This window comes from Streptococcus australis ATCC 700641, assembly GCF_000186465.1.
Taxonomy (GTDB): Bacteria; Bacillota; Bacilli; order Lactobacillales; family Streptococcaceae; genus Streptococcus; species Streptococcus australis.
Map to the genome: position 1 here is coordinate 541,895 of NZ_GL636091.1, position 24,457 is coordinate 566,351.

The window sequence follows — 24,457 nt, forward strand, 5'->3', positions numbered from 1 at the left end:
GTGCCTCTCAAACGCTTGACCCGAATCACCCTCTTAGCAGCCCTCTGTGTGGTGCTGAGACAAGCCTTTGCCTTCTTGCCCAATGTCCAACCCATTAGTGCCATTTTCTTTTTACTGGTGCTATTTGAAGACTGGCAATTTGCCTGTTTGGTGATGGCGGTCACCATGTTTACCTCGGCTTTTCTCTTGGGGATGAGCCCAGTGGTGCTCGCTCAGATACTGGCCTTTGGTCTCCTCTTGACTCTCTGGCGGGGGCTTTACCGCCACTTGTCTTTGGAAGTCCAAATCCTAGTGGTCGGTATCTTATCCTTTCTCTACGGGGTGCTGATTGACAGTCTTTATGCTGTCCTCTATCACATGCCCTGGTGGACCTATGCCCTGGTGAATGGCTTTAGCTTTAACCTGGCCCACGCCTTTTCCACCGTCTGTTTTTACCCTCTACTTTATACAATATTTAGGAGATTCTATCATGAAAAAAACACTTTATAGCTTCTTTGCTGTCCTAGCGGCTCTTGTCTTGGTCAGCTGTGGACAAAGCACACCATCGACCACGAAAAACTCAGCTTCTAGCTCACAAGTAGCTAAAGAAAAACAAATTACCATTACGGTCAGTATCGCCCCTGAAGGGCAAGAAGCTCAAAGCAAGACCTTGAAGGTTGCTGAAAAAGCCAACCTGATGGAAGTCCTGAAGGCTAACTACAAGATCGAGGAGAAGAGTGGCCTCATCACCTCAATTGATGGCGTAGCCCAGGATGAAAGCAAGGGGCTCTATTGGATGTACAAGATCAATGGAGAGATGGCACCAAAAGGGGCAGCAGAAACGACTGTCCAAGATGGAGATACCATCGAATTTTATCAAGAAGTTTATCAATAAGAAAAAGAGTGAATGATTGGAGTAGAGCTCCAATCATTCACTCTTTTTTTGAAACTAGTTTCTATTTTTTATAAGTATCGTAAATCCTCTTGACTTCCCTATAGATAAATGTTACAATTGTATTACAAAATGTAACAAATGTTACAAAGGAGAGGTATTGCCATGAAAATGAAAGGAACCTTATTTAGTCTGTCAACCCTTGCTTTAACAGCTGCTCTTTTATTAAGCGGCTGTGGATCAGAAAAGAAAAAGGAAACCAGTCCATCTTCAACTAGTAAAATTGAGCAAGTGAAACAAAGCTCTACAAGTAAAAAAGAAGAGAAAAAGGCTACAGTCAAAACCACACAAAGCCAACAAAGCGCAGAAGTGGAAAAAACTCCTGCCATCGTTTCGAGTGAAACACAAGCGAGCCAAGAGACTCCGTCAACTCCGGTGACACCAAGAGTTCCAGAAGTCAGTCAAGGCCTGGCCCCAACTCCTTCCAAAGAAACACATCCAGCAGTGACTCCAGCACCTGAAAAACCAAAACTACCTAGCTTGGAAGAAGGTCGCACGACTGCAAAAGCGCAAGCCTCTAAGACAGAGAACCCACGCTATAAAGGTGTATTAGCTTATGCCTCAGGGGATTATTCTAGAGCAATAGGTAGTTGGACCGACGGTCGCGATACAGCTGTAACGATCGGGCAAGGAGGCCAAGTGACCATACAAACTCCAGGTGGCGATGCAGTGGGCTATACGATTGGAAGCTATGAATACAACTTGGATCAAGGTCATTATCATGCTGGCTTGATTTCCGCCCAAGATGGATCTGCAACTAGCTTGGATATAGTCGTTGGTCAAGATGGCCAACTGGCAAGTGTTCAAGTGACAGAAAAAGGCCATACGCATGCCTTGGTTCGGGAATAATGGCTCGCCACTGAGAAAATTAAAAAAATGATTGAAATCAGAGATTCAATTCTGTATAATAACATACAGAATTGAATCTTTTTAATTTTGTTTTACAAAATTATATTTTTTTATAAAAAGGTATTGACAGATTGAAATTATAGTTTATAATAAAATCATAAGCAAAACATGTTTTGACATTATGATAAAGGAGCCAGTTAGATGAAAGAAAGAGTGGCAGTGGTATTTGGAACGTTTGCCCCCCTTCATCAAGGGCATATTGATTTAATTCAACGGGCAAAACGCCAATGTGACCGCGTTTGTGTGATTGTCTCTGGTTACAAAGGTGACCGAGGAGAAGAAGTTGGCCTTCCTTTGCAAAAACGTTTTCGCTATATTCGAGAAGGTTTTTCAAATGATGAACTCACTCAGATTTATAAACTCGATGAGACAGAACTTCCTCGCTATCCCTTGGGATGGGAACCTTGGTTGAAAACCGCCTTAGAAACGATTCAATATGATTCTAAGAGAGAAGATTTAGTCTTCTTTGTTGGAGAGAAGACTTACCAAGAAGAACTTGAAGCGCGAGGTTTTGAAGCTCGCCTACAGGAACGTCAATTTGGCATTTCAGGGACCCTCATCAGAGAGAACCCGAGCAAGTATTGGAAATACATTGCCCAACCCTTCCGCCGTCAGTTCACGAAGAAAGTCCTCATTATGGGGAGTGCTAGCAACGGGAAGACAACCTTGGCAAAAGATTTGGCCCGCTTCTATGATGCACCAGTGAGCTTAGAATATGCTCGCGAGTACCAGATTAGAAACAATGTACGGGATGATGAGCTGACACCAAAAGATTACTATTACCTCTTGTTGGGGCAATACGATCAGACTTCTAAATTGATTGATAGTAGCGCCAATCGAGGCCTGGTCATTGCGGATACGAATTCTCTGGTGACGAAGGGCTATTACGACTACTATATGGAAGTAGAAGGCCCAGAGACCAGTATGACGGATACTTTTGACAACCTCTTCGTCAGTATCCTAGCTAAGGAAAAATGGGATCTAATTTTATTTGTTCAACCCATTGGATCCTATGTCAATGATGGCTTCCGTGATATGACCATGGCAGATGATGAAATTCGCAACAGTTTTTCAAATCACCTGGATCACCTCCGCAACCAATACCTCTCGGATATCCCTACAGCTTATCTCGGGCAAGATTACTTGGGGAATTATGAAGAAGCGAAGCGTGTCATCGATACGATTTATCAAGCTGATTAAAGGAGAAACAGCATGAAACGACTACAAGAAAAAATTCAAACTTTTGGGGAGCATTTAAAAAATGTCCATCGAGAAGCTGGCAAACTTGGCTTCGTAGGGATTATGAAACTCCTTTGGAAAGACCTATTCGCTGATCGCACTTTGACACAATGGCTCTATTTGCTTGCTTTATCTAGCGTGCCCTTTGTCCTAGAGTTTACCAATCAGGAAGCAAGTCACGATTGGTTAGGGCTCTTTGCCTCCTGGACAGGAATCGTTTGTGTTATACTAGTAGCAGAAGGTCGGGCTAGTAACTATCTCTTTGGAGCAGTAAACTCAGCGATTTACCTCGTCCTAGCCTTGAACAAAAACTTCTATGGAGAAGTTTTGACGACCCTGTACTTCTTCGTGATGCAACCAATTGGTCTCTATGTTTGGTTGTCGAATCGGATCAATGACCAGGGGGATGCAGAAGAATCTCACTTTGAGGCCAAGAAATTAACGCTAATGGAATGGATCAAGTATTTGGTTCTAACAGCTCTGATTTGGATCGGGATGGGCTACGCCTATAAAAGCATCCACAGTGCTCGGCCTTTCCGTGATAGTATAACAGATGCGACCAATGGTGTCGGACAGCTTCTGATGACTGGTCTCTATCGCGAACAATGGATTTTCTGGATTGCAACCAACCTCTTCAGTATCTACCTCTGGTGGGGAAAGAGCATCCATATTCAAGGCATGTACTGGGTCTATACCCTTAACAGTCTTGTCGGTTGGTATCAGTGGAGTAAAGCAGTGAAAAAGGAGGTTGCTTAAATGACAGCAACAAGCATTCCGGAAGGAATGAACGAAAAGGAATACTACGAAAGGGTCGTCAGTGAGGAAGAATTTCTCCGCTGGTACAAGGAGCAGGATTACCCTACCTATGAAAATCCAAGTGTGACAGCGGATATGGTGGCCTACTGCTTTGTGGAGGGGCGCTTGAAGCTCTTGGTGATTCGCCGGAAAACGCATCCTTGTCAGCATCGTGTAGCCTTGGTGGGGGGGTTCTTGCAAAAGCATGAAGACGCTATTCAAGCTTGTATCCGAGAGGTTCAAGAAGAAGTTGGACTAGAATTAACGTCTCAAAAGGTCGAGCAGTTAATGACAGTTTCTACTCCTGGTCGGGACCCTCGGGGTTGGGTCATTACCATTGCTCACTTGGTTTATTTGCCAGCTGAAGCGGTAGATATGGTCCGAGCTGGAGATGATGCCAAAGAAGTTCTCTTCCTCGATGTGGACTTCAAACAAGGGGAATGTTCCCTAGATGGTCGTGTCTTGGCAGCTGAAGATTTTGCCTTTGACCACTATGAGATTGTGCAAGAATCCATCAAGCGGATCCAAGGGCGCTTGGCCTGGAATCCAACCTTCCTCCATCTCCTAGAAGAGCCTTTCACCGTATACGAAGCAACCGAGTTGGTGAATCTTATCCATCCAGATAAAGAAATTTTGACCAATAATTTCCTTGTGACCTATGGCTCTTACGTTGAAGAAGTGGGGGTTAAGCGGGTACCTAAGAAAAAACCACGCAAGACCTATCGCTGGAAAGAAAGCGAATCTCAAGCGGATCAATAAGATACAAAAACAGCATCAAAAAGTTGATGCTGTCAAATGAAGATAAGTTCTTCTAAAAACTTTCCTTAAGTGAGTACGGACGTCAGCGAACTTCTTCGAAGTTCCATGACTAATTATTGAGCCTAAGGTCTCAATAATTCCGAGTGCCTGAAACATTTGTGTTTCAGGCGCTTTTCTCACAGCGGAAAGTTTTAGATTTACATAACTGACTAAAAAAATATGTCAGTTTTTTTGAAAAACCAGCTAGCTATTTTATGTTAAAAATAGTTAGTACATATTTTAAACAGCATCAATATTTCGATGCTGTTTTTTTGTCATTAAGCTTTTTCTAATTGAAGAAGTTCTTCAATCTCAGCTAGAGTGCTAGCTTGCGAAATGGCTCCGCGGAGTTTGGCTGCGCCTGAGGTTCCTCGGAGGTAGTGAGGAGCTAAGCCGCGGAATTCGCGAACGGCAATGTGCTCACCCTTGAGATTGATCAAGCGCTTCAAGTGCTCATAAGCAATCTTCATCTTGTCTTCAAAGGTCAAATCAGGCAGGATTTCTCCTGTTTCAAAGTAGTGATTGATTTGATTGAAGAGGTAAGGATTCCCCATAGCAGCACGGCCGATCATGACCGCATCGGCACCGACTTCTTCGATCCGTTGTTTGGCGTCTTGCACCGTCCGGATATCTCCGTTGGCGATAAATGGAATCTTGGTCAGTGCTTGTGCAACCTTGTGAAGGGTCTCAAGATCCGCATGACCCGTATACATTTGCTCCCGGGTCCGTCCGTGCATGGCAAGGGCGGAGACACCTGCAGCTTCAGCTGCGAGGGCATTCTCAACTGCTAGAGAAGGGTCAGACCAACCTGTCCGCATTTTAACAGTGAGGGGGATATCAAGGACGGATTGAACCTTGTTAATGATAGAGTAGATCTTGTCTGGGTCCTTGAGCCACATGGCACCCGCCTCGTTCTTGACGATTTTATTAACTGGGCAGCCCATGTTGATATCGACGATATCGGTCTTGGTATTTTCTTGGATAAATTCAGCTGCGCGTGCCAGGCTGTCCTCATCGCTACCAAAGAGCTGAATCGATACAGGATTTTCACCTTCATCAATATGGAGCATATGCAGGGTCTTTTCGTTATTGTATTGGATTCCTTTATCAGAGACCATTTCCATGACTACAAGCCCTGCCCCGAGTTCTTTAGCAATCGTGCGGAAGGCTGAGTTGGTCACACCGGCCATAGGTGCAAGGACCGTCCGGTTTGGGATCTCGACATTCCCAATCATAAAAGGTGTATTAAGATTTGTCACGAATGAGTTCCTCCAAGTCGTTTTTATCAAAGTGATAAGCCGTCTGACAGAATTGGCAAACAATTTCTGCTCCCTGGTCCTCGTCCTTCATTTCTTGAAGGTCTTTGGCTGGCAAGCTAGCCAAGGCATCCATGAAGCGTTCCTTGCTACAGTCACATTGGAAGCGGATCTCTTCTTCAGAGAGACGTTTGTAGTGATCTTCGCCATAGATGGCAGTAAGAAGGGCTTCAATATGGTCGTCAGAGGCTAAAAGGGTAGAAATGGCCGGCATTTCTTGGATACGTTTTTCAAAGCGGGCAATTTCTTCTTCCTTGGCATTTGGCAAGACCTGCACCAAGAAACCACCGGCAACCTTGACCTTGTCTTCTTCATCAAGAAGGACATTGAGCCCCACTGCAGATGGAGTTTGTTGGCTTTCAGTCAAGTAATAAGCTAGGTCTTCACCGATTTCTCCAGTGACGAGAGGTGTCATGGAATGATAAGGATTGCCTGTGCCGTAGTCGGTAATCACTAGGAATTCCCCGTTTCCGACAAATGGTCCGACCACGACTTCACCGGTCGCTGTTTTCTTGATATCCACACCAGGATTTTGCACGTAGCCTTTGACGTTTCCTTGAGTATCTGCCACAGTGATGATAGCACCAAGTGAGCTAGTACCGAGGATTTTCACCGTTATCTTGGTGTTTCCCTTTTCATTGGCGGCGAGAATTTGACTTGCGATCAGGGTCCGACCGAGGGCCACAGTTGAGCTTGCTTGTGTCTGATGGTATTCTTGGGCTGCTCGCACGGTCTCTGTACTGTCTAGTACAAAGGCACGGAAGGAGCCACTTTCTGAGATAGTTTTAATAATTTTGTCCATAGCTTCTATTTTAGCATAAAATAGAAAAACAAGCGCGGGCCTGCGCTTGTTTTTGGGGATTAGGAAGAATTTTAAGACCAAAAATAGTATAATAAAACAAAGGAGGCTAGCATGAACCAATCTTTGAAAACGGCAGTCTATGGTTTGGCGGTAGCTGATGCATTAGGGGTTCCGTATGAATTTTTAACCCGAGGCAGTTTTAAAGCGGTTGAGATGGTGGGCTATGGAAGCCAACAGTAACTGGCTGGAACTTGTTCAGATGATACTAGCCTTGTATTCGCGACCTATGATTCTTTTTAGGAAAAAGGGAAGATTTCCTCTGCTATATGCAGGAGAGGTTTGAAATTTGCTTGTTAGAGGATGATTTTACAGCAAATGACTTGCTATTTTAAACTTGTAGGAGGACCATGCTTAATCTTTTTAGGTTATCATCTAAAACTCTACCTCGGTTACAAAACAAAAACGCAGAGACATCTTCTGCGTTTTCTTACTTTATAGGTCCATTTCTGGGAAAAGTTTAGCTAGTATTTTCGGAGTAATGCTTTGTCCCGGCCCCTCAGCACAATAGGTGTGCATATACATAGAAGGATTGAAGTTGAGCTCGATGCAGGTACAGTTGGGATTTTCCTTTGTGGAAATAGCAGAGCTGTCAGGGATGATGAGATCAACGCCACAGGCCCAGGCTCCCATAGCCTTTGCCATGTCCGCAGCGAGTTCCCTATAAGATGGGTGCATGCTGTCTGTGACATCAATCGAGTCTCCGCCAGTAGAAATGTTGGAATTGCGCCGCAAGTCAACCTTGACTCCAGCAGGCAGGATATCATCTGCTCCATAGCCTTGCTGGTCCAGCATGAGCAGTTCAATGTCCCCCAGTTCAATGATTTCAAGCGGTGAACGATGATCTCGGCCCCGCAGAGGATTGTCATTTTTGATGGCAATCAATTCTCTCACGGTATGCTGACCGTCTCCGACGACATTGGCCGCCACTCGCAAGAGGACTGCTTGGCATTGTCCGTCTAAGACAAAGAAGCGGTACTCCGTTCCAGCGATAAATTCCTCCACTAAGACGGCGACATCTTCTGAAAAAGCAATCTCCAGAGCCTTGTGATAAGCTTCCAGGCTAGCTGGCTCTTGGAAGATAGAGATGCCCAGTCCGAAGTTAGTTGACTTGGGTTTGACAACAATTTCTCGGTTCTTAATCAAAGGGTAGTAGGCCAGTCCCTCTTCTAGAGAAGAAAATTCTGCTCCAGCCGGAACGGGAAAGTCAGCTGCTGCCAAAATCTTTTTGGTGACTGTTTTATTGGCCATGGCCAAAGGGATGACATAGTTATCCTTGGAGGTCATATTGCCGTTCTTGACATATTCTACATGACTACCATGCCAAAGCTTGAGAAATTGGTCCTTTTCATCTAAAATTTCGACATTTAGCCCCTTTTGAATAGCATCAAAGAGTAGCATCTGGGTGGACAGTTCCATATTTTCGTAGCCTTTGAGGGCATAAGGAGCAGTCCAGGCATAGCGGTGGTATTCTTCTGCTTTTTCTAGACCAAAAGCTGTTAAGGAATCTTGCTGGATATGGGGCAGGAGCTGTCCTGACAGTGTCAGCTGAGGATGTAAGAGAGCCTCTCTCATCTGGTCCAGCAAAGTTTGATAGTAAGTTGGCAGTTCAAAATGCTGGATGAGCTCTTCCATGGCTTGGAGAAGGGCTGAGCTGTCTGCCTCATCTGGCAGGGCAGTCAGCGGGTGGCTACAAGCAATTTTCTGGTTCAAATCATGGGCAGCTTTTAATACTGCATCAACATTTTCTACATCATCTAGCCAGAGCAGGCCCAGTAAAAAGAGATGGACAGTATCTAAGGTCTCTTGGCTAATGCCCAAATGGTCAAAAGGATTGAGATCGAAGCAGCGGAATTCCAGATAGGTGATACCCTGCTCCAGATAGGCGCGATTGTGCTTCTGTCCACGGAAGCGAACGGCTGAGTAAAATTCTTTTTCAGCACTGAGCTCGCCAGACTGAACGTAGTTTTCAATATCGGTTACATATTGCTCCAAAGAAGTGTAGGATACCTGAATATTCTCGTCATTGACATAGCCATAGTCGCTGTTGCGAAAAGAGCGGATAGGCTGCGGGTATTCCTGACTGTAGAAGCCGGCTTCTGCCAGAGGAGCAGCACCGTAGAGATAGGTTAAGAGCCATCGGAAACGCAGAAAGTTTCGAGCCAGTTTGAGATAGAGGTCATTTTTAAAGTCCTTGAGTAAATGATAGGAGCTGACTTGAAAGAGAGCAGCGACCAGATCTTTCCCTAGCTCCATGTTGTAGTGGATGCCAGAGATGGCCTGTAGTTTTTTGCCATATTTTTTCGCTAAACCCTCTCGGTAGTGGCGTTCGTATTCGTTTTCCAGACGGGCGATGATAATATCTTCTTCAGTCAGCTGCGGTGGCATGGACAGAGGCCACAGGCATTCACTCTGGTCAATTGAGCGGCCTGCCACATCGCTGATAGCTCCCAGTAAGCGCCGCGCTTCCTTAGTAGAGTGAGCAATAGGTGTAATTAGTTCCAGTTGTTGTTCGCTGAAGTCTGTTTGGATGGTCGGGTGGAAATTGCGGGAACCAAGCTGACTCGGATGAGCAGTTTGAGCTAAGTGTCCATCAGTTGTCACTCGCAGATTTTCCCTCTCCAGACCAAAGGTCGCTTGGAGAATAGGGCTTGATGTATCCAGTTTCTGCAGTAATTGATTAATCGTCATCGTTTCACCGTCCTATGGTAGTTATTTTAGTCTATTACAAACGGAAAAAGAAAGCAAATTTCCGCTACGATTTTACAAAAATTCCGAACTTTTATTTTAAATTAAGTACTAAAATTCAGAAAATACATATTTTGTAAAAATGTAATTCGTCTACATAAGAGAAAAAACAAATGAAATGATGAACCCTCCTTGAAAAATTGTCAAATTTTTCATATAATGAGGTATAAAACATAATCGCAGGTGAGATTCCTGCCTGCTTTTCAAGAAAGGACGAGCTATATAGCTCAGACAAAGATATGACATCAGTAGTTGTTGTAGGAACCCAGTGGGGAGATGAAGGAAAAGGGAAGATTACAGACTTCCTATCAGCCAATGCAGAAGTCATTGCTCGCTACCAAGGTGGGGACAATGCCGGTCACACCATCGTGATTGATGGCAAAAAGTTCAAGTTGCACTTGATTCCTTCTGGTATCTTCTTCCCTGAAAAGATCTCTGTGATTGGAAATGGGGTGGTTGTCAACCCGAAATCATTGGTCAAAGAGTTGGCTTATCTCCATGAAGAAGGGGTATCAACAGACAGCCTTCGCATTTCTGACCGTGCCCATGTCATCCTTCCTTACCACATCGAATTGGACCGTCTCCAAGAAGAGTCAAAAGGGGACAACAAAATCGGAACGACCATCAAAGGGATTGGACCAGCCTACATGGACAAGGCTGCGCGTGTGGGAATCCGGATCGCGGACCTTTTGGACCGCGACGTCTTTGCGGAACGTCTTCGTATCAACTTGGAAGAAAAGAACCGTCAATTTACCAAACTCTATGATGCAGAGGCTCTTTCATTTGATGATATCTTCGAAGAATACTATGAATATGGTCAACAAATCAAGCAATATGTAACCGATACTTCCGTCATCTTGAACGATGCTTTGGACAACGGCAAGCGCGTGCTCTTTGAAGGAGCCCAAGGGGTTATGTTGGATATCGACCAAGGGACCTATCCATTTGTAACCTCTTCAAACCCAGTCGCAGGTGGGGTGACGATCGGATCAGGTGTCGGCCCAAGCAAGATTGATAAGGTGGTCGGTGTATGTAAAGCCTATACCAGCCGTGTTGGTGATGGCCCTTTCCCTACGGAACTCTTTGATGAAGTGGGTGATCGGATCCGTGAAGTTGGCCATGAGTATGGGACAACAACCGGTCGGCCTCGTCGTGTTGGTTGGTTTGACTCAGTTGTCATGCGCCATAGCCGTCGTGTATCAGGAATTACCAACCTTAGCTTGAACTCCATCGACGTTTTGTCAGGCTTGGATAAGGTGAAGATCTGTGTGGCTTACGACTTGGATGGAGAACGCATCGACCACTACCCAGCAAGCTTGGAGCAACTCAAACGTTGCAAACCAATCTATGAAGAATTACCAGGTTGGTCAGAAGACATTACAGGTGTCCGCCACTTGGATGAGCTTCCAGAAAATGCCCGCAACTATGTCCGCCGGATCGGTGAATTGGTTGGTGTACGTATTTCGACCTTCTCAGTCGGACCAGATCGTGACCAAACCAATATCCTTGAAAGTGTCTGGTCAAGTAAGTAAATCAAATAAAAGTTGGGAGTTCTCTCTCAACTTTTTTCTTCTTAAGCTTACTTTAAGACACGTGGTCTATACTAAGAACATAAACAAAGACCTCCTAACTTTGTTTAGAATCCAAACTTTTTTCATAATATCTCCCTATAAGAAGTCACCCATTGGTGGCTTTTTTTGTAGCTTCATCATATAATAGAACATGAACAAAAAAAGTAAGTGAGTGTTATTAGTGAGAGACTATACCCTAGAAGAGAAAGAAGCTTTTATGCGAGAGGCCTTGAAAGAGGCAGAAATAGCCTTGGCTCATGAGGAAATTCCTATTGGCTGTGTCATTGTCAAAGACGGTGAGATCATTGGACGTGGGCACAACGCGCGAGAAGAATTGCAGCGAGCGGTCATGCATGCGGAGGTAATGGCGATTGAAGAGGCTAACCAAAAAGAAAAAAGTTGGCGTTTGCTGGATACCACTCTATTTGTAACCATTGAGCCTTGCGTTATGTGTAGTGGTGCCATTGGTCTAGCTCGGATTCCCCAGGTGATTTACGGGGCGACCAATCAGAAGTTCGGTGGAGCAGGTAGTCTCTACGACATTTTGACAGATGAGCGTCTCAATCACCGAGTCGAAGTAGAAACAGGAATCTTGGAAGCAGAATGTGCAGCCATCATGCAGACCTTCTTCCGCCAAGGTCGAGAACGAAAAAAACAAGCCAAACTCGCAGCCAAGGCCGAAACACAAGAATAAAAACCGGACCTTTGCAAATCGAACAAATTATGATATAATACCTATCGGAGCAACAGTTCTGCGTGAAGCGGGTCAGGGGAGGAATCCAGCAGCCCTAAGCGAAGTGAACTGTGTGCTCTTTTCTATTGCTCTTGATGAGTCAAGTCCAAGGGACGCAGACGAATCTTAGAGCAATGGATGCAGTTTTTCCCGTTAGGGAAAAAGCTGTAAACCTATGATAGCTCTTAGTGAATCAAGTCCAACGGACGCGGATGAACTTAGGTACATTGACGCAGTTCGAGCAAAGCGAGAACTACGTTCCGAAGTATCTAGAATCAAGCCTGGAAGGCGCAACCGAACTTAGAGATATTGATCCTGAGGAGCTTTGCGATGTGAGGGCTATAATTCACTAGCAATATCTCGAAATTCATTAGTAGATTCAAAGAATAATAGCGTAAAAATAGAGAGAGTGGGACAGAAATCGGTAATTCGATAGAATTCGATTTCGTCGTCCCACCTCCGCACAGTTGAGTAGGGCTGTAAAAACTGATGAAATCAGCGTAGTAGAGCCCACTCAACCACTGCGTCTTGCTCGACAATCCAAAGACAATTGAGAGGCTAGGACTTTTGTCCCAGCCTCTTCTTTTTTTGTCTGTTCCGCTTAAAATAAGTCCGTATATGCAAACGATTGCTATTGCGTCGTTGCTTGATTTGTGAAAATAAAAAAATTAGCAAATGAAAACGTTTTTACAAGATGGTTTCCCTTGATTAAATCCCTGTAAAGCGATATCATAGAGGAGAAGAAATATTGGAGGAATACTATGTCACATATTAAATTTGATTATTCAAAAGTGTTAGATAAATTTGTAGCCCCGCATGAAGTGGAATACATGCAAGCACAAGTAACAGCAGCAGACGAATTGATCCGTAAAGGAACTGGTGCTGGTAGCGACTTCTTGGGTTGGTTGGACCTTCCTGAAAACTACGACCGCGAAGAATTTGACCGCATCTTGAAAGCTGCTGAGCAAATCAAAGCAGACAGCGATGTCTTGGTCGTTATCGGTATCGGTGGATCATACCTTGGTGCGAAAGCTGCCATTGACTTCTTGAACCATCACTTTGCAAACTTGCAAACAAAAGAAGAACGCAAAGCACCACAAATCCTTTACGCTGGGAACTCAATCTCATCAACTTACCTTGCTGACTTGGTAGAGTATGTTTCAGATAAAGACTTCTCAGTAAACGTGATTTCTAAATCAGGTACAACAACTGAACCAGCCATCGCTTTCCGTGTCTTCAAAGAACTTTTGGTGAAGAAATACGGTCAAGAAGAAGCTAACAAACGTATCTATGCAACAACTGACCGCCAAAAAGGTGCAGTTAAGGTTGAAGCGGATGCTAACGGTTGGGAAACTTTTGTAGTTCCAGATGATATCGGTGGACGCTTCTCAGTATTGACAGCAGTTGGATTGCTTCCAATCGCTGCATCAGGTGCAGATATCAAAGCCCTTATGGAAGGTGCTAATGCTGCTCGTAAAGATTACACATCAGACAAACTTTCAGAAAACGAAGCTTACCAATACGCTGCAGTTCGTAACATCCTTTACCGTAAAGGATATGCTACTGAAATCTTGGTAAACTACGAGCCATCACTTCAATACTTCTCAGAATGGTGGAAACAATTGGCTGGTGAGTCAGAAGGGAAAGACCAAAAAGGTATTTACCCAACTTCAGCTAACTTTTCAACAGACTTGCACTCATTGGGTCAATTTATCCAAGAAGGAACTCGTATCATGTTTGAAACAGTTGTTCGTGTTGACAAACCTCGTAAGAACGTGATCATCCCTACTTTGGAAGAAGATCTTGACGGACTTGGTTACCTTCAAGGAAAAGACGTTGACTTCGTTAATAAAAAAGCAACTGACGGTGTTCTTCTTGCCCACACTGACGGTGACGTGCCAAACATGTACGTGACTCTTCCTGAGCAAGATGCCTTCACTCTTGGTTACACGATCTACTTCTTCGAATTGGCCATCGCCCTTTCAGGTTACTTGAACGCTATCAACCCATTTGACCAACCAGGTGTTGAAGCATACAAACGCAACATGTTTGCCCTTCTTGGTAAACCAGGATTCGAAGAATTGAGCAAAGAACTTAACGCTCGTCTTTAATCGATAGACAAAACGGTCTCGAAAGGGATCGTTTTTTAATCGCTTTCCATATCTCAGAATGAGGTGGATAAATGAATAGCATTATGATATAGTAGAATTATTATATTTATACTTTGCACGTCAAACTATGGCCACAAAAAAGTGGAGAGGATGATGGGCGAAGGTTCTTAATAAAGGAGAGATTATGACAACAGAAGACAAGACACCTTTTGGAACACAAGAGGGACAAACTGTTCAAGAACCTTTTGGAGCGCAAGACGAACAAACCGTTCAACCACCTCTTGAAGCCCAAACTGGTCAAAGCGTCCAAGAACCTTTTGGAGCACAAGGAGGGCAAACTGTTCAAGCACCTTTTGGAGCACAAGGGGGGCAGACTGTTCAAGAACCTTTTGGAGCACAAAATGGCCAAACAGCTTATGAGCCATTTGGAGCACCAGGAGCACAAGGCTTTCAACAGTCTTCTCCAGTAGAAGGACCACAAGCTGGAGGACAGGAACAATTTTTCCAAAATCAAGCGCCTCAGGTAGAAAACAATCCGTTCTACCAACAAGGGAACCCTCAAGCCTTCCAATCGCAATGGAATGTTCAGCCAAAACCGAAGCGTGGATGGACGAAATTTGTTGTCTTTTCCCTTCTTGCACTCCTTCTTGGTGGATTAATTGGTGGCGGAGCTGGCTATTTCTGGGGAAATTCATCTAAGCCTCAAGCTGATGCTAAACGTACCAAACGATTAGATCGTGCCAGCGAAGAAGCTAAGAAGACAAAGAAGGGCTTCATCACGGAAAAGGATGAGGTTGTCTTTACTTGGACCCTTAAAGACCTTGCTGCATTAAGTTATAGCAACAAAGACGGTTACGGCTTGACTGCTGATCAGATTGTTGATACCTATGGATTGGCTACCAGTGTCGATTATGAAAAGAATGGCATGACTCTTACTTGGGATCGTGCAAAGAACGCTTCTCACCAAAATATTTATTTCCGATTTGAAAAAGTGGATGGCAACTATTATTTGAAATCTGTAGAAGCCTTTAACTTGGAAGAAGTCTATGCCAGTGAAGACGATGAAGTTGAAGATGAATATACTTCTAAAGATCATGAGATGAGCACGAAAGAATTCAAGGATCTGAAAAAAGGAGATAAGGAAACTGGTAAAGGTGGAACCTCCTTGTTGGAAGTTTTGAAGAAACATAAACAAAATGTTAAAATCGGTACAGAGACAAAATTCACTGCTGATGGAGAAGAGTATGACTCTACTCGTGTGGTTGCAAAGATCAATCTTAAAGTGGGAGACGATTATAAGACATTACGCTTCTTAGCACAACCAGATGGGGACTTCTTATACATTGGTCCAGAACGTTTTTAATATAGAGGAGATAGATGAAAGATGAATACGAATCAATCACAGGCACCATTTGGTGTGCCAGAAACTGGTAATCAAAAAAAGCCAGGGAAAGGTCTGTTAATTGCTTGTATTAGTGGCTTTGCGGTCTTAGGAGTCATTGTCGGTCTCTTCTTTGGCCATTCTATGGGTGCGGCCAATAGTGCTAAAAGTTCCTCTCCTGTCCTTCATCCGAAAGCTGATGCAGGGGAATCAAAACGCGATCAGGCTGGAAAATATATTGATCCAGACGATACGGATTTTTCTTGGAACATTACAGATTTGGCTGATTTGGAGTTTGGTACATACGAAACTCCAGATTTGGGAACAAGCATTGAAGATGTTGTGGATGTACATGGCAAGGCTTTGAAAGGCACGTTTCGAAAAGATAAAATTGATTTAGAATGGGGCGAGTTAGAAGAAGATCAGGATGATACCTATTCTCAATACCGTACCGTTCGTGATATGAGATTGACCTTTAAGAAAGAGGGAGATACCTATTATTTAAAGGACCTCTATTATACAGGAAATCATAAAGAAGCTGAGGACGATTTTATGACCTCATCTTACTATGACAAGCTCAAAGTCGGAGATTCCAATACTGGTAAGGATGGTGTTTCTTATAAGGAAGTGTTGAAAGATAATACCATTTATTCTCTCTCCTTATCTGCAGATGAAGACTACAAAACACATGATATTGTGACTACCATGACAATCCGTTTTAAATCGTCAACGACAGACCAATATAAGTTGACTTTTGTGAAACAATCAGATGGGGATTTCCTTCTTGCTAAAAAAAGGTGACGACTAAGATAGGTCACTTTCCTGCTTCACAATGGTAGGTGGAAGAAAGAAACTCAACTTTCCTAAAGCTAGAAAAAAGATCTGGAATAGTATTTTCAGATCTTTTTCTGTTCTAGCGAGGACTGGCTATTTATGGTATAGTAGGATATGTTGACAAAGGAAACAGGTGTGAATAATTGGACGGAAAGGGATACAGATACGATCGCAGAATGGATAATGTAAAGGAAACAACAAGAAAACATTTGAAGATCCTCTTAGCATTCATCCAAAAAAGAGGAATTATTTTCGGGGTCCTCCTAATGCTGGGAGTAGGATATGGGCTTGCTGCTTCTGGGAGGCCACAAGACCAGCTAAATCCAGACCAGCAAGTGACCTTTCGTAAGGAAGAAGCTTATCTGCAGGCTTTCCTGGCGAAATCAGATCGACCAGAAGTTGGGGTGCATTTGGAGGAATTGCTGGAGTTTAAAATAGGAGATGCGACTTTTGGGCCAAGCACCAAGGGGACGACACCAGAGACCCTGGTCAAAAAATTAGGGGGAGCCAAGCAAGCTCGGCTTGAGTCAAAAGCTAGAACGCAGCTCCTTCGTCTCTGCTATGGAACGACACAAGATGGTCGAGATAGATACCAATTTGAATTTACCCATATGAAGGATGGTTACTATCTAACAGCTATTCAAGGCTATCAACCAAGCTCTAAGCAGAATATAGAAAGTAAACAGCTGAAAAAGGCAGCCCTGACCAGTCTTGCTAGTGGGAAAAAGAAAACCAGCATGAAACTAGAAGACATTTTACAAAAGGTTGGCTTGCCACAATCATTGCTTTTGAATCAGAAGGATGGAAAGACAGTTTTGGTCCTAACCTACCGTGCACAAGAGGGGCTGGTCTTTCTCACTTTGCAAGCCCAAAAAGATGCTCGCTATCATCTAGTCAAGGTCGAATAAGGAGGAGTAAATGGATACAGTCATCAAGAAGCTAAAAATTCCTAGTCTCCTGCTGGTGGCGTTCCTCTTAGGGATGGGTCTAGAGGTCCTTAGTCATCCACCCAAAAGTTCTACAGCCAGAAATGAACTAAAGAACTTATCAACTTTTAAAGCGAAAGAATTTCAAGGGGAGCGACTCTTGAAAGAGACGAATGAAAAAAAGGATTCGCCATGGACCTTGGACCAGATCGAGCATTTCCCTCTGTCGATAAAGAACCAAAACGGTAGCCTAAAGCAGACTGGAAGTCGCCTGGAGACCCTTCTGAAGGAGATGGGGCATCCCCAAGAGAAAGTACTCTTTCAATCTACAGCAAGCAAGCAACCCAGTCTCTCTCTTCTCTATCGATGGGACGACAGAGGCAAGGGAGCTTCCATCCGTTTGCTTTTTAGCAAGGGGACTGATGGGAGCTATCTGTTAGAAGAGATTGACGCGAGTCTGGCCAATCTAAATCGGGAGGGGAAAAAAGTTTTTTCAGAAAAAGTTTATCAGAGCTTAGAACCTGGAGAAAAGATGGATCTAAAAGCACTTCTAGGTAGCTATCAGGGTTTACAATCCCTCGTCCGACGCCAAATCGGCCCTGATCAGGAAGGCTTTCAACTGTCCTATCAGGATGAGAAGGGGGAAACTTATTTATTGGAGGTTGAACAGGTAGAGGATTCCTATTACTTGTTGCGTAAGAGTCAACTAGACACTAAAAAACAAATGTAAGTGAAAAGAAGGGAAAATAGAATGGAAAAAGATAGACGGATTCAAAGAGAACGGTCTAGGTTCCCAAGTAGGAATAGGGAAGTATCCGAAGTCTTTTCAGATCGTGGACCTGAAGGAGAAGCTTTTGAAAGTCCCAGTCTTCGGAGCTATCAAAAAGGGGTAAAGAGAAGTGCTCGTGAGGATGCTTTTCGAGGAGCAGGCTTGCCTCGTTTTGGTTCGCTTCTAGCAGCTGGAGTGGGGTTGGTTCTTCTCTTTAGTTTTATCATTGGGGTCATTGGCTATGTGAGTCTATCTTCCCAAAAGACAGAGCAGGCTACCCCTGTAAGTAAGAAACAGGACCGTCATTCTATCAGTTCGGCATCCGCTAAACAATCATCTGCCTCTTCAAGCCAACCATCAGAATCTTCTAGCTCAACAAAGGAAGAGAAGAGTGAGTCAGATATGGAATCAGGACGATTGACTGCCACTAATTCCCCCTATATAGATGGTGATAATGGGATTCATGACTTTAATTTTGACGAGTTATTAGTTCTCAGCCAAAAAAATAAATTATCCAATGTGACAGCCGAAGAACTTGTGAATCAGTATGGAAAAGCTAAAAGAGGTTATTTTTCTAATGTAAGTGCAGACAATCGGGGAATCACTTTACAATATGAACTACCGGATAATCGTGGAAATGTCAGTTTTAATCTATTGGGGCATGACGATAAGTATAGAGTCACTAATATCTATATGGGATATTACGCTACATCTTTGGAAGAACCAACCAAAACAACAGAAGAATTTAGAGCTCTCTTTTCTCAAGATGGACAGGAAATTCATGACGTTATTTCTCAAATGGGAACTCCTCAAGTCACGCATTTTTCCATCTCATCTTCTCAGAAAGTATACTCCTGCACCCTCTCCTATTCAACAGTAGATAACGAACAAGTTTCCCTAAATTTCGAGGAAAACTCTGAGCAGTGGTATCTAAAAGGAATAGCTGTTAAAAAGAAACCATAGCATGATTTTGGGAGATAGTACAAAGATACATTAGGATCTTAAGATTACTTCATCTGCCAGTGATTTAAAGGACTCTTAAAATTATGCTATAATAGTAAAATCAAAGAGTTCAAAAGGAGCTTGTCTTCCTAGAGGGCTGACCTATTATAAAGAACAAGAGGTATCGCCATGACTGCACAAAAAATGACTGCACAAGAGATTATCGCCTTTATCGGCAATGCAGAAAAGAAAACCAATGTAAAAGTAACCTTCGAAGGGGAACTGGCAGGAGAGCTTCCAGCATCCGTTGTAAAACTAGGCAATGTCCTATTTGGAGACTGGAAAGAGATTGAGCCCCTTCTTGCCAACTTAACAGAAAATAAAGACTATATCGTAGAGCAAGATGGTCGCAATTCAGCGGTGCCTTTGCTGGACAAGCGTTATTTGAATGCCCGGATTGAACCGGGTGCGATCATTCGAGATCAGGTGACCATTGAAGACAATGCGGTAATCATGATGGGAGCAGTCATCAATATCGGTGCTGAAATCGGTGCGGGGACCATGATCGATATGGGAGCTATTCTTGGTGGCCGTGCAACGGTTGGTAAAAACAGCCATATCGGAGCAGGAGCAGTCCTTGCCGGTGTGATTGAGCCAGCCTCTGCAGAACCAGTTCGTATCGGGGATAATGTCTTGGTGGGTGCCAATGCCGTCGTCATCGAAGGGGTTCAAGTTGGCAATGGCTCTGTCGTAGCGGCAGGGGCTATTGTAACGCAGGATGTGCCTGAAAATGTAGTGGTAGCAGGTGTGCCTGCGCGCGTGATCAAGACGATTGACGAACAGACGCAACAAAAAACAGCACTTGAGGATGCCTTGCGTAACCTTTAAGAGAATATAGAAGTAGGAAGCTGGGGGATACCTCGGCTTCTTCTCAAAAGAGGAAGATGGATATGACACTTGATTTAGTAAAAATTCGGCGGGACCTGCATCAAATACCAGAAATTGGACTAGAAGAATTTAAAACACAAGCCTATCTCTTGGAGCGGATCGCAGAAATCACCGAGGGAAAAGAATTCGTTGAGCAGCGGACCTGGCGGACAGGGATTCTAGTCTTTTTGAAGGGATCTAATCCAGAAAAGACCATTGGCTGGCGGACGGATATCGATGGACTGCCCATTATTGAGCAAACTGGCCTTGATTTTGCCTCCTGCCACGAAGGTCGAATGCATGCCTGTGGCCATGATGTCCATATGACGCTGGCCTTGGGCTTGCTGGAGCAACTGGTCCACGTACAACCGAAGAACAATCTCTTGTTCCTCTTTCAGCCTGCTGAGGAAAATGAAGCTGGAGGCATGCTCATGTATGAGGATGGGGCCTTTGGAGATTGGTTGCCTGATCAATTCTACGGTCTCCATGTCCGTCCAGACTTAAAGGTAGGCGAAATCGCGACCAATCGGGGGACGCTCTTTGCAGGGACATGTGAGGTGAAAATTACTTTTAAAGGTAAGGGCGGGCACGCCGCCTTTCCCCATGAAGCCAAGGATGCCCTTGTCGCTGCTAGCTATTTTGTCACCCAGGTTCAAACCATTGTCAGCCGAAATGTCGATCCTATCGAGGGAGCAGTTGTGACCTTCGGTTCCCTGCATGCGGGAACGACCAATAATGTCATTGCAGAGACGGCCTTTCTGCATGGAACGATTCGGACCCTGACCATGGAAATGAACCTCTTGACCCAGAAGCGACTCGAGACGATTGCGAGAGGGGTTGCAGATGCTTTTGAAATGGAGCTAGAGCTTGAACTTAAGCAAGGGGGGTATTTGCCGGTGGAAAACAATCCGGACTTGGCAGATGAACTGATGACCTTCTTTGATCAAGCAGAAGATGTGACCCTGATTGATATCCTGCCCGCGATGACTGGAGAAGATTTTGGTTATCTCTTGTCAAAAGTAGATGGGGTCATGTTATGGTTGGGAGTGGACAGCCCTTATGCCCTCCACCATCCTCAGATGAGTCCCAAGGAAGAAGCCCTGCACTTTGGTGTCAAAGCCATTAGTCCTTTCTTACAAATGAAAGCCAACCAATAAAGAAAGATGGAAATGAAAGCAAGTATTCGAAAGAGTGTGTTGAAGAAGATGAAAGGCTTGGAGCCGGAAATCAAATGGGTTGCAGATCAGTCCTTAATCCAGCGGTTGCGCTCTTTGCCAGCTTACCAAGAAGCAAGTGTGATAGCGACCTATTTGTCTTTCCCGCATGAAGTGGATACGAGTTTTCTGATTGACGCAGCTCAAGCCGATGGCAAGCAGGTCGTCATTCCGAAAACCTATCCAAAGGGACGCATGGAATTTGTAGATTATGATCCGCAGAACTTGAAGCAAACAGCCTTTGGTCTCTTGGAACCGGAGGATGGGAGTCAAGCAATAGATCAGTCGGAGATTGATTTGATCCATGTTCCTGGGGTAGCCTTTCAAAAGGATGGCTACCGGCTGGGTTATGGAGGAGGCTATTACGATCGCTATTTGGCAGATTTCGACGGAGCGACTGTCAGCACCATCTATGCTTGCCAAGAAGTAAACTTTTTACCTGCTTCCTATGATATCCCAGTACAGGAGGTTCTTGTGGATGAATCAACTATTTGATAAGAAATACCCCGTGACCAGTAGCTTGCTTCTATTAACAACCGGCGTTTTTCTATCCATGTTATTACTTCGTGGTTTTGACTATGAATCTGTCCAGACTGTCTACGATTTTGGGGGTGTCCTAGGAGCTGAAATCCAAGTAGACCCAAGCCAGAGCTGGCGGTTGCTTGCTGCCATGTTTGTTCATGTCGGCTTGCAACACTTTGTTTTAAACATGGTTACCCTCTATTTTCTTGGAAGAATCGCAGAAGATTTATTTGGCTCCAAAGCCTTCTTGGCCCTCTACCTCTTATCCGGCTTGATGGGCAATCTTTTTGTCTTGGTATTTTCTCCAGAAGTCGTTGCAGCTGGGGCTTCGACAGCCCTGTCTGGCCTCTTTGCTACCATTGTCAGTTTGCGATTTATTGCTCGAAGTCCCTATATTCGCTATTTGAGTCAACGCTATACTGCCTTGATTCTGATCAATATCCTCTTTAGCTTCATGCCGGGAATTAGTCTAGCAGGTCACTTAGGAGGCCTGGTGGGAGGAGGGATTCTAGCCTTTGTCTTTCCCGTCTATGGTGAGAGAGATAGCATGAAAAAAAGCTGGCGCTGGGGAGCCTTAGTCCTTTACACAGCTGGAGGCATTCTTCTTTATGCTTGGGCTTTACTTGCTCATCCCTTTTTATGATTTGTAACGAATTTGTAAATTATCTGAAAACTGAGTGAAGTCTCAGTTTTTTTGTATATAAAATCCAAAAATAAGCAGCTACACTCAAAAAGTTGCTCGAAAAGTGAATAAAGACAACATAGGAAAGCGCTTGCAAAAAGAATTAAAAAGGAGTAAACTAACAATTGTAAATATCTTTCTTATCCATTCATAAAATGGATAAAATATTATATAAAAGGAGATTTGCAATGAAAAAATGGTTGGTTAAGCTCTCGTTAGTAGCGATGGCTATATTGCTCCTTCCGTTCCAAGCTGTTGAGGCTTGTTGTGGATTCATTATTGGGAGACAGTTGACCAAGGATGGAACAACCTTGTTTGGTCGGACTGAGGACTATCCTTACTATCCAAACGGTGGTAAGCATAACAAGAACTTTGTTGTTGTTGATGCGAAGAATTATAAGGAAGGGGATCAAATTCAGGACGAATCCAACGGATTCACCTATCCGCATGCTGCTAACGAAATGAAATATACAGCGACTTATGACTCTGCTCGTGGAGATGGTAGTAACGGTGCTTTTGGGGAACATGGCTTTAATGAAGCAGGTGTCTCTATGACAGCTACAGTTACTGCTATTCCAAATAAAAAAGTATTGGAAAAAGATCCTCTAAAAGCAGATGGTCTCCCAGAAGCTGCCATGCTCGATGTGATTTTGCCTCGTGCAAAAACAGCTCGTGAAGCTATCGAATTGCTTGGTAAGGTTATCGAAGAAAAGGGCTCAGCTGAAGGAAATACAGTTGTAGTAGCAGACCAAAAAGAAACCTGGTACATGGAAATTCTATCAGGTCACCAATATGTGGCTGTAAAAGTACCAGAAGATAAATATGCAGTCTTTGCCAATACTTATTACCTCGGTCATGTTGATTTGAATGATAAGGAAAATGTGATTGCTTCAAAAGATGTTGAAAAAGTAGCCAAAGAATCAGGAAGTTACAAGACTGATAAAGATGGCAACTTCCATATTGCTAAATCTTACGGACCTGAAAAATATGCTGAAGGCGATCGTTCACGTACCTATGCAGGAATCACTCTATTGGATCCAAAATCAAAAGTGACTTATGAAGATGATGAATACGAACTCTTCCGCTCACCAACAGATCCAAATAAGAAATTTACTTTAGAAGATGCCTTTGCTATGCAACGGAATCGTTTTGAACACTTAAATGGTCGCTTTGTACCAGACGATCAAATTGGAGTGAAGAAACAAGGTGACAATGGGGCAAACGACACGGTTCGCAAGGATCAATACAAATATGCACTAGGTAATGAAAATGTTATCGATGCCCATGTCTATCAAATCAATCCAAACCTTCCAAAATCATTTGGTGGTACGCTATGGCTAGGTATGGGACCATCTCGGAACACTCCGTATGTTCCATTCTATGGCAATCTAAAAGATACCTACGAAGCCTTTAAACCTCAAACAGCTACTTATGATCCAACTTCATGGTATTGGACAGTTTGGCACATTGATCAAATGGCTATCAATAACCAAGACGTCTTCGGAAAAACTGTTCAAGATCACTGGAAAGCTTTGGAAAAACAATTGATTCTTGAACAAGAAGCTAGCGACGCGAAATATAAAGCTTTGAAGGATAATCCAGAAGCTGCTAAAGCAGTAGAAGATGAAGTGACAGCAAATGCTCTTGCACTATCTAAAAAACTATTTGAACACTTCAAATCTTATGAAGCGGATATGCATGCGCATTTGATTGCACTAGGTCGTAAAGATGATCCATATCGTGCCTCTAAGCCAGATGATTACAAAGACCCAGAACCTGAGAAGCCAGTTCAACCTGAGAAACCAGTTCAACCTGAGAAACCAGTAGAACCTGAAAAACCAGTTCAACCGGATAAGCCAGTGCAGCCAGAAAAAACTCAGCCAATTCAAACGAAAGTCAATGAAGAAGGCAATCCAAATAACCGTTTCGGCTATGCAGCTACAAAAGACAAGGAATCTTATGTTTCTACTAAAGTTGAAACATTTGTGAAACCGGAAGAAAAGGTTCAAGATCCATCTGAAGCTGTCTCTGCAGGTAATGGTGGTAATGAGAATAATCGTTTTGGTTCTTCTTTTGCTAAAGGAGATGTAGAAACTTTCCCAAATACAAACTATTCTTACAATGTTCATCCTTAAAAAATAGAATCAGATAAAATAGATGAACAAGAGAATAAATGAAAGAAGCTGGACTTTTTATCCAGCTTCTTTTTTACAAGAAAAAAAGAGATTGACCATTTTGTAAAGTGGGGAA

Annotated in this window: 23 protein-coding genes and 1 other RNA gene; 21 read left to right on the plus strand and 3 right to left on the minus strand. The window is 43.7% G+C overall.

Annotated elements, in window-relative coordinates:
• From HMPREF9421_RS02655 to HMPREF9421_RS02680, 6 genes are all read left to right on the plus strand, one after another.
• Positions 1-489: an ECF transporter S component gene (locus tag HMPREF9421_RS02655; protein ID WP_006595445.1), complete on the plus strand. Its 489-nt coding sequence runs from the start codon at positions 1-3 to the stop codon at positions 487-489.
• Positions 470-874, plus strand: a complete 405-nt coding sequence (locus HMPREF9421_RS02660) for a DUF4430 domain-containing protein (RefSeq protein WP_006595446.1) — start codon at positions 470-472, stop codon at positions 872-874. The genes HMPREF9421_RS02655 and HMPREF9421_RS02660 overlap by 20 nt, the downstream gene beginning before the upstream one ends.
• 162 nt (positions 875-1,036) lie before the next feature.
• A complete protein-coding gene (locus HMPREF9421_RS02665) occupies positions 1,037-1,780 on the plus strand; it encodes a hypothetical protein (protein WP_006597008.1) in 744 nt (247 codons plus the stop codon).
• Between the two features lie 201 nt (positions 1,781-1,981).
• Positions 1,982-3,040, plus strand: coding sequence for an AAA family ATPase (locus HMPREF9421_RS02670; RefSeq protein WP_006595448.1), 1,059 nt, complete (start codon positions 1,982-1,984; stop codon positions 3,038-3,040).
• 12 nt (positions 3,041-3,052) lie between these two features.
• A complete protein-coding gene (gene pnuC / locus HMPREF9421_RS02675) occupies positions 3,053-3,835 on the plus strand; it encodes a nicotinamide riboside transporter PnuC (RefSeq protein ID WP_006595449.1) in 783 nt (260 codons plus the stop codon).
• Entirely contained in the window at positions 3,836-4,633 is a 798-nt protein-coding gene (locus HMPREF9421_RS02680) for an NUDIX domain-containing protein (protein WP_006595450.1), read from the plus strand. It abuts the gene before it with no gap.
• 317 nt (positions 4,634-4,950) lie between these two features.
• Here HMPREF9421_RS02680 and dusB read toward each other — a convergent pair whose 3' ends face one another.
• Together dusB and hslO are read right to left on the minus strand one after the other, a co-directional pair.
• Positions 4,951-5,931 carry a tRNA dihydrouridine synthase DusB gene (gene dusB, locus HMPREF9421_RS02685; RefSeq protein ID WP_006595451.1) on the minus strand — a complete coding sequence of 327 codons (981 nt, stop codon included), beginning with the start codon at positions 5,929-5,931 and terminating at the stop codon, positions 4,951-4,953.
• On the minus strand, positions 5,918-6,790 hold the full coding sequence (gene hslO / locus HMPREF9421_RS02690; protein ID WP_006597306.1) for an Hsp33 family molecular chaperone HslO: 873 nt from the start codon (positions 6,788-6,790) through the stop codon (positions 5,918-5,920). The genes dusB and hslO overlap by 14 nt, the downstream gene beginning before the upstream one ends.
• Positions 6,791-6,901: 111 nt before the next feature.
• Here hslO and HMPREF9421_RS10600 point away from each other — a divergent pair, with 111 nt between their 5' ends.
• Positions 6,902-7,030 (plus strand): hypothetical protein, encoded by a 129-nt coding sequence (locus tag HMPREF9421_RS10600; protein WP_006595453.1) that lies wholly within the window; start codon positions 6,902-6,904, stop codon positions 7,028-7,030.
• A gap of 252 nt (positions 7,031-7,282) precedes the next feature.
• On the opposite strand, the gene gshAB is transcribed toward HMPREF9421_RS10600, so the two are convergent.
• Positions 7,283-9,538 carry a bifunctional glutamate--cysteine ligase GshA/glutathione synthetase GshB gene (gene gshAB, locus HMPREF9421_RS02700; RefSeq protein ID WP_006595454.1) on the minus strand — a complete coding sequence of 752 codons (2,256 nt, stop codon included), beginning with the start codon at positions 9,536-9,538 and terminating at the stop codon, positions 7,283-7,285.
• 296 nt (positions 9,539-9,834) lie between these two features.
• Here gshAB and HMPREF9421_RS02705 point away from each other — a divergent pair, with 296 nt between their 5' ends.
• From HMPREF9421_RS02705 to HMPREF9421_RS02765, 14 genes are all read left to right on the plus strand, one after another.
• The gene (locus tag HMPREF9421_RS02705; RefSeq protein WP_006595455.1) at positions 9,835-11,127 is read left to right on the plus strand and encodes an adenylosuccinate synthase; all 1,293 of its coding nucleotides are present in this window, start codon (positions 9,835-9,837) and stop codon (positions 11,125-11,127) included.
• A gap of 220 nt (positions 11,128-11,347) precedes the next feature.
• Complete coding sequence (gene tadA, locus HMPREF9421_RS02710; protein WP_006595456.1) at positions 11,348-11,860, plus strand: tRNA adenosine(34) deaminase TadA; 513 nt, start codon at positions 11,348-11,350, stop codon at positions 11,858-11,860.
• 38 nt (positions 11,861-11,898) lie between these two features.
• An RNA gene (gene ffs, locus HMPREF9421_RS10235) (signal recognition particle sRNA small type) lies at positions 11,899-11,994 on the plus strand.
• Between the two features lie 666 nt (positions 11,995-12,660).
• Positions 12,661-14,010 (plus strand): glucose-6-phosphate isomerase, encoded by a 1,350-nt coding sequence (locus tag HMPREF9421_RS02715; protein WP_006595458.1) that lies wholly within the window; start codon positions 12,661-12,663, stop codon positions 14,008-14,010.
• 184 nt (positions 14,011-14,194) lie between these two features.
• On the plus strand, positions 14,195-15,373 hold the full coding sequence (locus HMPREF9421_RS02720; RefSeq protein ID WP_006595459.1) for a hypothetical protein: 1,179 nt from the start codon (positions 14,195-14,197) through the stop codon (positions 15,371-15,373).
• Between the two features lie 21 nt (positions 15,374-15,394).
• Positions 15,395-16,192 (plus strand): hypothetical protein, encoded by a 798-nt coding sequence (locus HMPREF9421_RS02725; RefSeq protein ID WP_006595460.1) that lies wholly within the window; start codon positions 15,395-15,397, stop codon positions 16,190-16,192.
• 299 nt (positions 16,193-16,491) lie between these two features.
• On the plus strand, positions 16,492-17,133 hold the full coding sequence (locus tag HMPREF9421_RS02730) for a hypothetical protein (protein WP_248676820.1): 642 nt from the start codon (positions 16,492-16,494) through the stop codon (positions 17,131-17,133).
• Positions 17,134-17,143: 10 nt separating this feature from the next.
• Entirely contained in the window at positions 17,144-17,881 is a 738-nt protein-coding gene (locus HMPREF9421_RS02735; protein WP_006595462.1) for a hypothetical protein, read from the plus strand.
• Between the two features lie 21 nt (positions 17,882-17,902).
• On the plus strand, positions 17,903-18,883 hold the full coding sequence (locus HMPREF9421_RS02740; RefSeq protein ID WP_006597300.1) for a hypothetical protein: 981 nt from the start codon (positions 17,903-17,905) through the stop codon (positions 18,881-18,883).
• A 168-nt stretch (positions 18,884-19,051) separates the two neighbouring features.
• Positions 19,052-19,750, plus strand: coding sequence for a 2,3,4,5-tetrahydropyridine-2,6-dicarboxylate N-acetyltransferase (dapD, locus tag HMPREF9421_RS02745; RefSeq protein ID WP_006595464.1), 699 nt, complete (start codon positions 19,052-19,054; stop codon positions 19,748-19,750).
• Positions 19,751-19,812: 62 nt separating this feature from the next.
• Positions 19,813-20,946 carry an N-acetyldiaminopimelate deacetylase gene (locus HMPREF9421_RS02750; RefSeq protein WP_006597301.1) on the plus strand — a complete coding sequence of 378 codons (1,134 nt, stop codon included), beginning with the start codon at positions 19,813-19,815 and terminating at the stop codon, positions 20,944-20,946.
• 12 nt (positions 20,947-20,958) lie between these two features.
• Complete coding sequence (locus HMPREF9421_RS02755) at positions 20,959-21,498, plus strand: 5-formyltetrahydrofolate cyclo-ligase (protein WP_006597299.1); 540 nt, start codon at positions 20,959-20,961, stop codon at positions 21,496-21,498.
• Entirely contained in the window at positions 21,482-22,168 is a 687-nt protein-coding gene (locus tag HMPREF9421_RS02760; RefSeq protein ID WP_006595467.1) for a rhomboid family intramembrane serine protease, read from the plus strand. Before HMPREF9421_RS02755 ends, HMPREF9421_RS02760 begins: the two co-directional genes overlap by 17 nt.
• Before the next feature lie 227 nt (positions 22,169-22,395).
• Positions 22,396-24,342, plus strand: coding sequence for a C69 family dipeptidase (locus HMPREF9421_RS02765; protein WP_006597304.1), 1,947 nt, complete (start codon positions 22,396-22,398; stop codon positions 24,340-24,342).
• The last annotated feature ends 115 nt before the right edge of the window (positions 24,343-24,457 follow it).

Bases quoted from the DNA above. Each gene is read 5' to 3' on its own strand.
- HMPREF9421_RS02660 (WP_006595446.1), top strand. From the start codon at position 470: ATGAAAAAAACACTTTATAGCTTCTTTGCTGTCCTAGCGGCTCTTGTC.
- HMPREF9421_RS02665 (WP_006597008.1), top strand. From the start codon at position 1,037: ATGAAAATGAAAGGAACCTTATTTAGTCTGTCAACCCTTGCTTTAACA.
- HMPREF9421_RS02670 (WP_006595448.1), top strand. From the start codon at position 1,982: ATGAAAGAAAGAGTGGCAGTGGTATTTGGAACGTTTGCCCCCCTTCAT.
- pnuC (WP_006595449.1), top strand. From the start codon at position 3,053: ATGAAACGACTACAAGAAAAAATTCAAACTTTTGGGGAGCATTTAAAA.
- HMPREF9421_RS02680 (WP_006595450.1), top strand. From the start codon at position 3,836: ATGACAGCAACAAGCATTCCGGAAGGAATGAACGAAAAGGAATACTAC.
- hslO (WP_006597306.1), bottom strand. From the start codon at position 6,790: ATGGACAAAATTATTAAAACTATCTCAGAAAGTGGCTCCTTCCGTGCC.
- HMPREF9421_RS10600 (WP_006595453.1), top strand. From the start codon at position 6,902: ATGAACCAATCTTTGAAAACGGCAGTCTATGGTTTGGCGGTAGCTGAT.
- gshAB (WP_006595454.1), bottom strand. From the start codon at position 9,538: ATGACGATTAATCAATTACTGCAGAAACTGGATACATCAAGCCCTATT.
- HMPREF9421_RS02705 (WP_006595455.1), top strand. From the start codon at position 9,835: ATGACATCAGTAGTTGTTGTAGGAACCCAGTGGGGAGATGAAGGAAAA.
- HMPREF9421_RS02715 (WP_006595458.1), top strand. From the start codon at position 12,661: ATGTCACATATTAAATTTGATTATTCAAAAGTGTTAGATAAATTTGTA.
- HMPREF9421_RS02720 (WP_006595459.1), top strand. From the start codon at position 14,195: ATGACAACAGAAGACAAGACACCTTTTGGAACACAAGAGGGACAAACT.
- HMPREF9421_RS02725 (WP_006595460.1), top strand. From the start codon at position 15,395: ATGAATACGAATCAATCACAGGCACCATTTGGTGTGCCAGAAACTGGT.
- HMPREF9421_RS02730 (WP_248676820.1), top strand. From the start codon at position 16,492: ATGCTGGGAGTAGGATATGGGCTTGCTGCTTCTGGGAGGCCACAAGAC.
- HMPREF9421_RS02735 (WP_006595462.1), top strand. From the start codon at position 17,144: ATGGATACAGTCATCAAGAAGCTAAAAATTCCTAGTCTCCTGCTGGTG.
- HMPREF9421_RS02740 (WP_006597300.1), top strand. From the start codon at position 17,903: ATGGAAAAAGATAGACGGATTCAAAGAGAACGGTCTAGGTTCCCAAGT.
- dapD (WP_006595464.1), top strand. From the start codon at position 19,052: ATGACTGCACAAAAAATGACTGCACAAGAGATTATCGCCTTTATCGGC.
- HMPREF9421_RS02750 (WP_006597301.1), top strand. From the start codon at position 19,813: ATGACACTTGATTTAGTAAAAATTCGGCGGGACCTGCATCAAATACCA.
- HMPREF9421_RS02755 (WP_006597299.1), top strand. From the start codon at position 20,959: ATGAAAGCAAGTATTCGAAAGAGTGTGTTGAAGAAGATGAAAGGCTTG.
- HMPREF9421_RS02760 (WP_006595467.1), top strand. From the start codon at position 21,482: ATGAATCAACTATTTGATAAGAAATACCCCGTGACCAGTAGCTTGCTT.
- HMPREF9421_RS02765 (WP_006597304.1), top strand. From the start codon at position 22,396: ATGAAAAAATGGTTGGTTAAGCTCTCGTTAGTAGCGATGGCTATATTG.